Source organism: Maricaulis maris MCS10, assembly GCF_000014745.1.
GTDB classification, from domain to species: Bacteria; Pseudomonadota; Alphaproteobacteria; order Caulobacterales; family Maricaulaceae; genus Maricaulis; species Maricaulis maris_A.
The window spans coordinates 2,546,731-2,559,525 of the sequence record NC_008347.1 but is presented as its reverse complement, the minus strand read 5'-3'; the positions used below and the strand labels follow the sequence as shown (position 1 = coordinate 2,559,525).

Annotated in this window: 11 protein-coding genes; 7 read left to right on the top strand and 4 right to left on the bottom strand. The window is 54.9% G+C overall.

Annotated features, from left to right (window positions below):
- The first annotated feature begins 444 nt into the window (after window positions 1-444).
- The 3 genes from MMAR10_RS12140 (at window position 445) to MMAR10_RS12130 (ending at window position 4,118) form a co-directional block, all read left to right on the top strand.
- On the top strand, window positions 445-963 hold the full coding sequence (locus MMAR10_RS12140; protein ID WP_011644281.1) for an antirestriction protein ArdA: 519 nt from the start codon (window positions 445-447) through the stop codon (window positions 961-963).
- Window positions 964-1,431: 468 nt separating this feature from the next.
- Entirely contained in the window at window positions 1,432-2,364 is a 933-nt protein-coding gene (locus tag MMAR10_RS12135) for a hypothetical protein (protein ID WP_011644280.1), read from the top strand.
- Entirely contained in the window at window positions 2,361-4,118 is a 1,758-nt protein-coding gene (locus MMAR10_RS12130; RefSeq protein ID WP_011644279.1) for a type IV secretory system conjugative DNA transfer family protein, read from the top strand. The genes MMAR10_RS12135 and MMAR10_RS12130 overlap by 4 nt, the downstream gene beginning before the upstream one ends.
- Before the next feature lie 3 nt (window positions 4,119-4,121).
- Here the strand turns inward: MMAR10_RS12130 and MMAR10_RS16940 are convergent, their stop codons facing one another.
- The 4 genes from MMAR10_RS16940 to MMAR10_RS17305 form a co-directional block, all read right to left on the bottom strand.
- A complete protein-coding gene (locus MMAR10_RS16940; protein WP_011644278.1) occupies window positions 4,122-4,493 on the bottom strand; it encodes a hypothetical protein in 372 nt (123 codons plus the stop codon).
- Between the two features lie 356 nt (window positions 4,494-4,849).
- Entirely contained in the window at window positions 4,850-5,017 is a 168-nt protein-coding gene (locus MMAR10_RS17085) for a hypothetical protein (protein WP_170150520.1), read from the bottom strand.
- Between the two features lie 66 nt (window positions 5,018-5,083).
- Window positions 5,084-5,644, bottom strand: a complete 561-nt coding sequence (locus MMAR10_RS12125) for a hypothetical protein (RefSeq protein ID WP_041636976.1) — start codon at window positions 5,642-5,644, stop codon at window positions 5,084-5,086.
- Window positions 5,645-5,722: 78 nt separating this feature from the next.
- Entirely contained in the window at window positions 5,723-6,304 is a 582-nt protein-coding gene (locus MMAR10_RS17305) for a tyrosine-type recombinase/integrase (protein ID WP_418904047.1), read from the bottom strand.
- A gap of 237 nt (window positions 6,305-6,541) precedes the next feature.
- On the opposite strand from MMAR10_RS17305, the gene MMAR10_RS16935 reads away from it, so the two are divergent.
- From MMAR10_RS16935 to MMAR10_RS12105, 4 genes are read left to right on the top strand one after another with little or no spacing between them, the layout of a single operon-like run.
- Window positions 6,542-6,850, top strand: coding sequence for a hypothetical protein (locus tag MMAR10_RS16935; protein WP_150099775.1), 309 nt, complete (start codon window positions 6,542-6,544; stop codon window positions 6,848-6,850).
- Between the two features lie 42 nt (window positions 6,851-6,892).
- A complete protein-coding gene (locus MMAR10_RS16715) occupies window positions 6,893-8,206 on the top strand; it encodes a TolC family protein (RefSeq protein WP_011644276.1) in 1,314 nt (437 codons plus the stop codon).
- Complete coding sequence (locus tag MMAR10_RS12110; protein WP_011644275.1) at window positions 8,203-9,582, top strand: efflux RND transporter periplasmic adaptor subunit; 1,380 nt, start codon at window positions 8,203-8,205, stop codon at window positions 9,580-9,582. Before MMAR10_RS16715 ends, MMAR10_RS12110 begins: the two co-directional genes overlap by 4 nt.
- A complete protein-coding gene (locus MMAR10_RS12105) occupies window positions 9,566-12,706 on the top strand; it encodes an efflux RND transporter permease subunit (protein WP_011644274.1) in 3,141 nt (1,046 codons plus the stop codon). Before MMAR10_RS12110 ends, MMAR10_RS12105 begins: the two co-directional genes overlap by 17 nt.
- Window positions 12,707-12,795 lie beyond the last annotated feature (89 nt).

Genomic DNA, 12,795 nt, shown 5'->3' with positions numbered 1-12,795 from the left:
TTTGAGGCATGCTCAAAGTCAGACGTTCAATCTGCCCCGCTATCGAGTGGATACATTTCCGATTGGCGAGTGGCGGCGGTAGCCGTAGCGGGTAAGAGAATCCTCCAGCATCAAGGCCATGCGGGTTCGGGGCTCTCCGGCAGCACCATCTCATTCCAAACAGCAATAAGATCTGGTTCCGTCGCCGTAAGCAGATCCGCTCCGTGAATCCGATTTCACCGGCCTCACAATTGGAAACCTGCCGACCCAGCTGAGCTGGGCGCAACGCCTGCGGAGAGGTTTCTTCGCCATGAGCTGCGCTCATTTCCCCGCCCACCCAAGAAACATCCCCTTCAACGTCGCTCCTTCGGAGCGCCTCTGACGAGGTGCGCCGCTCATCCGGTGTCGGCTGCTCGCTCTCCAACGGGCCGTGAATGAACACGGTCTCAAATAGGAGACAGATCAATGACGACCGATTTTGAACCACGAATTTATGTTGCCTGCCTGGCGGCATACAATAATGGCTACCTGCATGGGGCCTGGATCGACGCCACGCAGGGCGTGAGCGAGCTGCAGGATCAAGTGAACTCCATGCTAGCCGCATCGCCTATCGCAGGCGCTGAGGAATATGCGATCCACGACTACGAGGATTTCGGTGGTGCCTTCATTAGCGAGTATGCCGGCCTGCCAGACGTGTCTGAGATCGCCTCGTTTCTCGCTGAGCACGGCACGTTAGCAGCTGTCACACTCAAGGACTCGTTCGGTGACCTCTCAGCAGCCCGATCGATGCTTGAGCGCTATGCCGGATGCTACATTTCAGTCGCTGCCTTCGCCGAAGAATGTGCGGAGCAATGGTATGAGATTCCTGATCAGCTTGCGTATTACATCGACTACGAGGCCATGGCCCGGTCGCTTCAGCTCGGTGGAGAAATTGAAGTCGTCACTGAAGGGTTCGAGGAGGTCCACATTTTCTGGGGCCAATAGGCCTCTACCTCCTCATAGGTATGGCAGCCTAGAGATTGAGTCCCCATGCTTTCAGTATGATTAGATTGAATTATTGGCATCCGCGCAGCGCTAACAGGAATGCGCGTATTTACGTGTCCCGGCGGGACTACAATTCAACCAGCACGTCTGTCTGGCTTGAACAACAAACGCCCAACGCTAGTCGTCCGGACTGGCGCGTAGTCGTTACCTTGGCGGACAAAGAGGTTTCGCGGCGTCATGATGAAGTCGTTGCCGCTATCACCCAAGAAACCTGCGCCCACCTAGATTCCTATTTGACCAAGCACGGCCAACGAAATGCCAATCGTTTAGGCTGGGTTGATTGGGTAGCTATTGCGCGGCGAAACACTCCGTAAGTGCGTAGCGCCATGCTCGCAATTTTAACTAGATAATATGAGCTAATCTCGGTTAGATGGCGTCCTCATCCATTCCTTCGTGTTGAGGCGTTCCATGGAACTGGTACTTTTTGTTGTGTTTGTAGGCGGAGCCATAACGCTCTTTGTTCATCCGAAAACCAAAAAACACCCAATCATTCTTTGGTTGAAGCGGGCTTGGAAGAAACTCGGCGAGATGATGCCGAACGAGCCCGAGGCAGTGCCACCAAAGCCGGCACAGCCCGCACCGACGAACGCCGAACCTGGCAACGTTCCCCGGGTAAAAGCCGAACTCGGGAAGGAGCCGCCGACAAAGGGCGTGCACGTGTTCCCTGAGCCTCGTGACCCAGTGACGCGCTTCGAAGAGTTCAACGCAAAACTATTCCTCTACGAGAACGCCGAGGCGCCGCTTTGGAGCGGGAGCTTGGACAATGACTTCGGTACGAAGATATCTGGCGATTTTGCCTGGCTGGAAGGTGAGATCAAAAAGCGGCTACGTCCGTCATTCCCGGTTCTCTATGACCCGTTCGGTTTGTGGGCTGCAGCCTCCAAAGAGCTGGAAATGGATCCTCATTTCGCCGATCCGATTGCTAGCGCGTATCTATCGCTTCCGCGGGATGTTCGCCCTGTCGTGATTTCAAAGACCGGTGATGCTCCTCGCACCAACGCAACAGCTAAAAAAACACCGGAACCAAAACGTCTTAAACTCTACCGATATGGCTTTGTAGATTATCGTTTCGACCGCAAGTTTCTTGAAGACTATCCGGCTGATCTACTCACTGGCCTTCTGCGGGCGCTATCTGGACCTGAGGACGAATGGGAGGCGTTTTCGCCGGCCCGGCTTCGCGGTGCCGTGCTTGACGAAAATCGCGAAGAGGAAGCGCACCGGCAAGCCATGGCATCGCATCAACATGCCAATCGGTTTGCCGCTCTTTGGAGTTTACGCGAGGAAGACTCGCGATCGGAAGAGGCCCTGGATGATCTGAGCGAGGCGGAAGCAGCACAATGACTGCCTCCCTTTTCCAGTCGAAGACGAACGTCGAGCAATACGCAGATCTCTGGCGGGATTATTGGCAAACCCGCTGGCACCGAACACCCGATTGGCGTGAAACGCAGCGATTCAACGCGCTACTTGGAGCAAGTGAGGCGCGGTCTGAGGCCTCGCCTCTGGTTTATGACTACCCTCAGGGCAAGCGTCCGTTTCTCGGCGTATTGTCGATGGGTGAGGACGGGGCGCCGTCGCAAGATGCCGGGGTTCTAGAATTTCCTGACGCAGGCCACCTGCTGACGATCGCGCCAACGCGAACCGGCAAAGGTGTCAGCCAGATTATTCCGAACTTGTTGTTCTATGCCGGCAGCGCGTTTGTCATCGATATCAAGGGTGAAAACTACGACATTACCGGCGAGCACCGGGCACAGATGTTTCCCGGAGCCAAGGTGATCAAGTTCTCACCCTTCGAAGAACAAACGGATCGGTATAATCCGCTGGATTTCGTCAGAACTGCCGACAATGGTGGGCCGACGCCAGACACTTTCGAGGACTGTCGGCTGCTCGCGGAAATGCTGCTTCCGAAGACCGGGAAATCGAAAGACGAATACTGGGATCTAGAGGCCCGCAATATCCTCACATCCATCTTGATGTATGTGGTTTGCCGCAATGGTTACGCGTCAGACGCGCGGACGATGCGTTCTGTCGTCGATGTGCTTTATGTCGGTGATGACGAAGAAGATATGACCGGCATCGAACGAGAGTTCGTGACGATGCAGGTCTACGCGGAGAGCATCAATTATCGGCCTCTGCACGCACTCGCGACGGCGTTTTTGGGTCACCACGAAAAGGTGGCCAGTAGCATTCTCTCAACCTGTCGAGCAGGTATGCAGATCTGGTTATCTGATCGGCTGCTGAGCGCGACCGACCGGAGTGATTTTCGCTTCTCCGACCTTAAGAAGTCAATGTGCCGACCGATCGACGAGGGCCCGGCTCCAACGACGATTTATGTGATCATCCCCCCTGAGTATCTCAACGAGTATCGAAGCGTGTTGCGCATGATGACGGGACTTGCTGCGGTCGAGCTGACTCGTGTCGGTGATTGGGTGGAGGAGCCAGGATGGCGGCGGAAGCCACCTTGTTCGGTTTTGTTCCTGCTCGACGAGTTTCCGGCGCTCGGTGAAATGACGCCAATCGCCAATGGGCTTGCGTATTTGGCCGGGTATGGTGTTCAGCTATGGCCATTCGCACAGAGCATTGGGCAACTCAAATCGATTTACGGTGAAGCCTGGCAGAATTTCCCTGCCAATGCGGGGGCGACGTCATTCTTTGGCGTCAACGATCCGGATACTGCGGCTTACGTCGAGCGGCTTTTGGGGGAAACGAGCGAGACCCTTCAGCATTACTATGCCCGCGGGTACTACAATGCGGGATCGATCACCGACCAAACCGGCCAATCGTCCAACACTGGCTCTTCGTCAGGAAGCAATTCATCAAACCAATACTCATCCGGCTTCAGCACGAACCGCTCAGATAACAACTCGAGTGGTACAAGTAGCTCAAGATCGAGGGTCACGAACCTGGAACACGAAGCTGATCGTATCAATCACCGCTACACCAAGTGGAAGATCGCGACAGCGTCGGACGTCCGAGCATTGCCGGAGGAGCTCCAGTTTGTCTTCATCCGAAATCGGCGGCCGATCCTGGCCACGAAGCTACCGCACTATCAGTTTGAGCTTCTGGAAGGCCTCTACAGCACGTGGAAGCGCGGTTGAGGCCTAACGTTCGCGGTCGAAGCTTCTGCCGCGTCTGCGAAAGCCGCGTGCAGGTTTTCCTGCCTCTCGATGTTGAGTGTCACCGATCTCCTTGAGCTCGCGTTCTTTCTGGACCTCTTTCTGGCGCTTACGCGCTGCGATGCGGTCGAAGGTCAGCAGATTGAGTTCTTCAGATTTGGTTTTCTGCTGAGCCGCGCGATACTCGCGGGTTAGTCGGTCTTCCGTTTGTTTGGCTGCGGGGGTCTTCCCCTGAGCAGGATTTTGGCGGTTTGCTTCCATTGCCGCATTGAGATGATTGCGAGCTGTCTTTTCGCGTGTTTGGGCGACCCGGACGAGTTCTTCTAGATCTCTACGTGTGGTGTTTTTGTCAGCCAAAATCGACGCTCCCGTGTGAGCGTCGAAACTGCCATTTAAGCGTTATTCATTCAATGGTGGCAGCAGTACAGGGACTTCGCCGGTGTAGAAAATTTTGTCGTAGTGCATGTAGGTTTGATGTGGCTTAAGCGGCGGCACGCCGTGCTTGCGATAATAATTGCTAAACCAGGAAGGGCTGAACCAAATGCTCTGGCGTTGGCAAAGGCGGCGCGCAATTCGGAAGATGGCAAGGCGAAGCCCGGTTAGTTTTGGGTGGGGCTCAAACCATTGCGGTCGCCGCATATCGACGTATGCGAAATCGTCTGTGCCGGGGAGTTCATAGTATCCCCCGTATCGTGTCCCTATATGACCAGTCACTAGCCACTAACCTCGACACCATCGTCGTCAGCCAATGTGGCTTCGGCCTTCACCTCTGCAGAAGCAACGGTCTCAGGCGCCACGCCTCGAGCCTCAAGTTTTTGTAGTGCTCGTGCTTCAGCAGCAGTCATTCCTTCCGGAACGCCAAAGAATTTCAAAAAACCCATATGTCATACATCACCTATAATTGTTTCATCCGTATACGGATATTATTGGTGTTGTGCGTGGGAATTTCAAGTCTTCTCTTTGAAAATCAACTTTCTTTTCGAAAAAAGCCACCGCGCCGCGATGTATTCAAGTGCGCCGACGAAGCCGATATCAACAACAAGCGAAGCCAGCCCGGCAGTTAGATCCGACACCTCTCCGGCGACCAAGCCGACGGCTTCTGTAAGAACATTTAGTGTGTGAGTTCCGAGATTCTGTATCGCGTCCGACGATCCGCCGAGGAGGAGGTATGTGAAGGCAGCGTTTGCTGGTAGGGCAATTAGGGCGTACTCGAGCCACCTGCGCGGCGATGACGCTAAGAAATACCGGTTTAGATCCCCGATCGCTGAATCCCGCCAGCGGCCGGTCTCTTGATGATGCAGCCAGGATCCCTTGAAAAATCGGTACAGATCAAACACTGCCGCTGCCGCGATCATTGCAACAATTTGGCGTTCCGGAAAAAATGCTGCCGCGGCGGTGATCAGGGTGGCGCCCACAACGAGCGTTCGCATCTGAAGGAAAAAGTAATACCCGCGGTACTTTGCGATCAGCTCTTGTGGGGAAAGATCGTTGGAAGAAGCCTCGGCCATGGACGCACCTCGCACTCCGAACTGCAGTTCGGGGTTGAACAGAATGATGCATTTTGTTCAGCGGACAGCCTTCCAGGATTATTCTTGATACGGCGTGCTAACCCACATCTTTCGGGCAAGGTCTCGTTCTTCAGGACCAATTACATCCAAGTAGATTTCGGTTGTTTGTAGTCGAGCGTGCCCCATCCATTTTTTCACTAAGGTGATAGGCACGCCCTGGAGCATCGCGTGGGTCCCAAAGGTATGACGAAGCCCTTTGGGCGTGGCTTGGGGCCCAACGATCTCAGCCGCCGCCATGATTGTTTTGATGTGATTGTAAGCGGACGTTCGACCTATTGGCCAAAGCAAACTTGCGCCGGCGCCAAGGTGCTGAAGGGGCCGCAACCTAAAGCGCTTGTTCACTGCCAAAACGAAACCGCTATCCAAGGGAACTTGCCGCCAAATCCCTCTCGTTCTCTGCTTGAGGGTTTCGACCGCTACTAAATTGGATTCTAGATCAATGTGAGATGCTCGAACTGCAAGCGCTTCGGATATGCGGCATCCAGAAAATGTGAGGAACTCAGCAAGCGTGCGCCAGGGCTCGGCATACTCTCCAGCGACAATGAGAAAACGACGACGTTCGAACGGGGTCAGGTAAAGGCGATTGCCTTCACGATCCAAAAGCGAGCGCGGCGAAAAGCCCAATTATGTCCTTTCGGGAAGTTCCCGGTTGAAAGAGTTAAAATATGTGAACATTATGCATCATTCTGTCTGCGTCACGCAATATTAATATAATCGGTTTCTGTATTTAGTTTTACTGCAAATGTGACGATATTTTATAACACTTGAAGTGATGGTGCTGAAATTTTTCTTTTTATTGTTGTTCATCTGCGATAGGCTCCAAGAATGAATGGAGCCGTGAAACTGTTTTTGGTGCTGATGCTGTTCCTCGCCATGGGTGGCGAGGGCGTTGCTAGTGTTGCGCCTGAACACGACCATCATTCCGACCTCACCATGGTTGAAGAGCCAGCTGAAGCGCCCGACAGAGAGCATGGGAACCATGCGATCCATGGGTGCGGCGTTTGTCACCATATGGTCGACGGCCGTTTGCTCGTAATTGGTGTCGCGGCTAGTTCCTCCGATCAAAAATACTATTTTACGGGCGACCGAATGTCGTCACGGGCTCTTGAGCCGCCATTCCAACCACCGATTGAGAATTCAGTCTGACCACTTTGTCTAACTGAAACTAAAAATCGGAATCTGTATTAAATGAACTCAAAATTTGTCGCCTGGCCAAACTGGCTAGGGCGGAGCGCTGTGGCAGCAATTGTGCTAGCCGGAGTCTCCATTAGCGCTGCTGAGGCCCAAACTGCCTCGTCAGACTCACTAAACCTATCTGGTGCACTAAATCTCGCACTGGAAAACAATCCAATCACCAGCGCAGCTCGCGAGGAAATACGAGCTGCTGAAGCCGAGGCGCTTCAAGCCGGACTTTGGGATAACCCCACTCTTGGAGCAGAAGTAGAGGAGTTTGGGGGCGACCGGGGAGGCCTCGGCGATGCCGATACGACCCTGTCAATCAATCAAACGATCCCACTGGGCGGTGATCGCGGGCGTGCTCGCGAGGCAGCAAGCGCCTGGGCTCTCGCCGCAAGGTCAGATCTGGCACTCCAGCGCACTCGTCTCTTGGCGAGCACAGCGCAGGCGTATGTCGAAGCACAGGCGGCCTCTGAAACTCTGTCATTGCGAATGGAGTTGTTGGAGATAGCCAACAATTCGGCCGATGCGATCCAAGCAAGGGTCGAGGCTGGTCGAGCTTCGCCAATTGAGCGCAACCGTGCGGAAATGCTGGTTGGGTTGGCAACGATTGCGGCAAACGATGCCTCTGGAGCTCAGTTAGCAGCCAATGCGCAACTTGTTGCGATATGGTCCGGAGCCGTGATCAACGGTGAGCTGACGCCACCGCTTCAGGCTTTTGACCTTACCGCCTACTCCGACGCTCAGCCTACGGATTGGATCGCGAACAACCCGGAGCTCGTTCAGCTTAGAGCAGTAACCCGTGCGCGAGGCCAAGAAATCCGCCGAGAGCGCGCGGGAGCAATTCCCGACGTTACCGTAGGCGCAGGTGTGCGACGGTTTGGTGGTACTGACGAAACGGCTTTTGTCGCGACGCTAGAAATCCCTATTCCAGTCGTGAACCGCAATCAGGGCGGCGTGGCTGCGGCTGCCTCGCGAGAAAACGCGGCGCGACTGAACGAAGAGGTCATGAGACGATCACTGATCGCCCAGTACGCTTCGTCCGCAGGTCGTTTCGCACGTGCTCAATCGACTTACACTCAACTCAACGACAGCATCCTTCCTGCCTCGGAAAGCGCGCTTGGAGCCGCTCAAGAGGCGTATCGGGAGGGCGCGCTCGATGTCCTAAATTTCTTGGATATCCAGCGGTCGTATTTCGACGTTCGAGTGGACTTGATCTCTGCTCGCGCCGAGTTGGCGCGTGCGGCAATCGAGCTTGATGCCCTTGCGGGTGCTCCGCAACTCAATCGCCTGGTCGAAACCAACCCAGAGGAGGCAGTACAATGACCAATAACAAAATAAATCTCCTGCTGATTACGGCCAGCGTTCTGGCTCTAGCGGCATGTTCACCTGACAATCAGAGCGAACAAAACCAAAACAGGGAGCAGGCCAGCGCGGCTAGTGATCTGGCATCCGACCGCGGCCACGATGACCACGCTGAGGGTGAGGAACACTCGGACGCCGAGGACCTTGGCGACGAAGACCATGGCGATGATCATTCAGATGATGATGGTCATGAAGAAGGCAGCGACCATGAAGACGGTGCCGATCGAGCTGACGAAAATGATCATGCGGATGAGGACGAGCACAGCGAGAGCGTTGAAGTCCACCTCAACGCAAATCAAATATCTGAACTCGGTATCGTTGTTTCTGCGGTGACGAACGGTGCGGTCGACGGAATATTGGAGTTGCCCGCTGAAGTCGGTTTTGACCAAAACCATTTGGCTCACGTAACGCCCCGCGTATCCGGAATCGTCCGCAGTGTCGCGGTAGCAGAAGGTGATCGGGTTGAGGCTGGCGATGTCCTGGCGGTGCTTAACAGTCGCCCGCTCGCCGACGCGAAAGCGTCTTACCTTTCGGCACGGGCCAGACTGGATCTCGCCGAAAGCTCCTTCGAGCGAGAGGAGCGCTTATGGGAGCGCCAAATTTCAGCTGAACAGGATTTCCTGGACGCCCGACGAGCACTTGAAGAGGCTCGAATAGAGGTTCGAAGCGCCGGGCAGCAGCTTGATGCGCTGGGCGTTGATGTTTCGACTCTTCCTCGAATGGTGGCGTCGTCAGATGTCTCGCTCACACGATACGAGTTGGCCGCTCCGATCTCCGGTACGATTATTGAGCGTCACGCGGTGCTCGGAGAAGTGCTGGAAGAAGGTGCGCAACCGCCCGCGTTTATTGTTGCGGATACTGACTCTGTTTGGGTCGATGCAGCCATTTATGGCGCTGACCTGGGTCGAATTCGCGCAGGTGCACCGGTCTCAATTGACCCCGGTGATGGCGGTCAGCCAATTGAATCATCAATTGACTTCGTGAGCCCTCAAATCGGCGAACGTACGCGAACCGGTCGCGCTCGAATTGTGATCGATAATCCTGGCGACCGACTGCGGCCCGGCATGTTCGTGACGGTATTTGCTGCGGCTTCTGATGCTCAGCCGACCGTTCGAGTGCCTGTTACAGCGCTGCAAACCGTCAACAGTGAGACCGTGGTTTTCGTCCGTACATCTGATGGATTTGAGGTGCGTGAGGTTCGACTAGGACGACGATCAGATCGGTACGCAGAAATCTTAGCCGGCGTCAGCGTTGGCGAGATGATCGCGACGACGCAAGCGTTCTCGTTGAAAGCAGAATTGCAGAAGGGGGAGTTCGACGATGGACACGCGCACTAATCCTTCACAACAGGCCGGTGGCTTAACCGGCTTGCTTCACCGCATTGCCGGAGGGCGGCTTCTCGCAGCTCTCGCATTTGCTTTCGTTCTGATTGGCGGAATCGTCACATTCAGGACCATGCCAGTAGACGCATTTCCTGATGTCACGCCGACACTCGTGCAGGTGTTCACAGAAACGGAAGGCCTCGCACCGGAAGAAGTCGAGCGGTATGTCACGTTCCCGGTAGAAACGTCCATGAATGGACTACCTCGGCTCCGCGAAGTGAGGTCGACATCAAACTTCGGTTTGTCTGTCGTGAACATCTATTTTGAGGATGGCGTTGACATCTATTGGGCGCGCCAACTCGTTGGTGAACGTCTACAACAAGCCAGAGAAGAGATTCCCGAAGGGTTTGGTGATCCAGGAATGGGGCCTATCACCACAGGACTTGGACAAATTCTCTTCTATTTCCTGCAAACATCGGATGAAAACCTCGACGGCGTTCAGCTGCGTACCTTGCAGGACTGGCAGGTCAAATTCGACCTCCAGACAGTCCGCGGTGTGACAGAAGTTCTGTCTCTTGGTGGGTTCGAACAACAATATCAAATTAATGTTCGACCGGATGCATTGCTCCGATATCAACTAGCGATCGAAGATATTGTTACCGCTGTTGAGTCCAACAATGCCAATGCCGGAGCTCAGTTCCTAATTGAGAACAGTGAGCAATATACCGTTCGAGCCGTTGGTTTAGCACAAGGCATCCACGATCTTTCCGATATCATTGTGAAGGTCGAAGATGGCGTGCCAGTTCGCGTTCGCGATGTCGCAAACATCGATATCGGTGGCGCTCCTCGACAGGGCATGGCGACCATGGACGGGCAGGGTGAAGTTGTTGCTGGCCTCGTGCTGAAGCTGCTCGGTGCAAACACGAATGAAGTGATTGCGCGCGTTCACGATCGGATGGAGAGGATTAATGAAGCTCTCCCGCCCGGTGTGACGGCTGTTCCATACTATGATCAGTCAGAGTTGGTCGGCGCCGCTGTGCGAACGATGACCACAGCGCTTTGGCAGGGTGCATTGCTTGTGGCCATTATCCTGTTCCTCTTCTTGAGGGGTTGGAGACCAAGCCTAATCGTTGTCGCTTCAATTCCGTTTTCGGTCGGTTTTGCACTACTCGCGATGCAGTTTTTTGGCGTCTCAGCAAATCTGATGTCGCTTGGCGGTATCGCTATCGCCATCGGAATGATGGTGGATGGGGCGGTCGTCATTGTAGAAAACGCGAATCGTATCCTGACCGCGGCAAAGGAGGGCGAGGACAAGCGCGCGCTTATTGCGAGTGCCTGTGCGGAAGTGCTGCAACCGCTCATTTTCGCGATCTTGATCGTGGTCGTTGTGTTCGTTCCGATCCTGACTCTGGAAGGGGTCGAAGGCAAAATGTTTCGACCATTAGCGTTTTCTGTTGTCTTCGCTATGGCTGGGTCATTGGTTTTCGCCGTCCTTCTTGCGCCGGCGGCCTCAATGCTCGGCCTGAAGGTCGGGGAACGTTCGTCGGGTTCGGATAAGCCCGACTTCTATGAACGGAGTTTTGCACCTTTAGTGCGCTTCTTTGTGCACAAGCGATGGGCCGCGCTCGTACTTGCTGCGGCCATGCTCATCGTTGGCGGTGCGATCTTCCCACGATTGGGTTCTGAGTTCACGCCACGCATGAACGAAGGTGATTTGCTCGTACGGCTTACCATGGCTCCGTCAATTTCATTGCCGGAAGCCCGGGAGACTGTGACACGCTTTGAACAGCAATTGCTTGCCAATTTCCCGGAAGTTGAGCGTATCGTTACGCGTATCGGTCGCGGAGAAGTTGGTGCGCACGCTGACCCGGTTAACAGTGCTGAAGCTTTCGTGGCTCTCACACCTCGTGACCAGTGGGAGACCGCGGAAACGCAAGCTGCTTTGCTAGCGATGATGAGTGAGAGCTTCGAATCGTTCCCTGGGGCACGTTTCAACTTCACTCAGCCAATTGCGTCGGCTACCGACGAATTGCTGACGGGCACAAAAGCTGATCTAGCGATCAAGCTCTTCGGAGAGGATATGACTGTCCTCGAAGACTACGCTGCTCAGATTGCAGGCGTCATTCGTGACGTTTCCGGATCAGCTGATGTGCAAACAGATCAGGTTACCGGGGCACCCCAGCTTCGGATAACTGTGAACCGTGAAGCGATAAGTCGATTTGGATTGAACGTTGAAGATGTCCTGTCAGTCGTCCGAACAGCGATCGGTGGATCGCAAGCTGGGCAGGTCTTCGAGGGTGTTCGTCGGTTTGACATTATCGTTCGCTATCGCGAGCAAGATCGTCTGAATGCCGAGCGCATCAGCCGGATTGTTCTAAACGGTCCGGGGGATGAAATTATACCACTAAGCCAGGTTGCGACGGTCGAACGGATCGAGGGCCCTCGTCAGATCACGCGTGAAAACGGACAGCGGTACATCACTATCCAAACCAATGTCCGCGAACGCGACATCGGTTCGTTTGTGGCAGAAGGGCAAGGTGCTGTAGCAGAGAATATCGAATTGCCGCCTGGCTATTTTGTCGAATGGGGTGGCCAGTTCGAGCTGCAGCAACAAGCGAATGCACGTTTTGCAATCGTGATTCCGGTCACGCTTGGGGTTGTGTTCTTGCTTCTGCTTTTCAGCTTTGGTCGCTTGAAGAGCGCAGTGCTCATCATCGCGAACATTCCGCTCGCTCTCGTTGGAGGTATCGCGGCGCTGTGGCTGACCGGGCAAAACCTGTCCGTCCCAGCTTCTGTGGGCTTCATCGCGCTGTTCGGCATCGCTCTGGGTAATGGCATGGTCTTGGTGTCCTTCCTCGACCGGTTTGCCAAAGAGCGGCTGGATGTCGACGCCTTCAGTGTCGAGGCTGCGGTGCGCCGTGCGCAACCCGTCTTGATGACGGCAACGACCACCGGGCTCGGTTTGATGCCGCTGTTGTTTGCATCCGGTATCGGGTCAGAGGTCCAGCGACCTCTTGCAGCGGTGGTTATCGGCGGTCTGGTCACATCGACCGTCCTGACCCTGTTGGTGTTGCCGGCCGTCTACAAATGGTTCGCACCGCATCCACAAAGTCGTGCTCCCGAACGCCTGCCAACCTAATCGATGGCAGGTCAGGATCTGGTGGGGCAACTCCCTGTTCTCGCAACCACCAGATCCGCCGGCAGCCTCGGGCGTACTGCCCCCCCCTG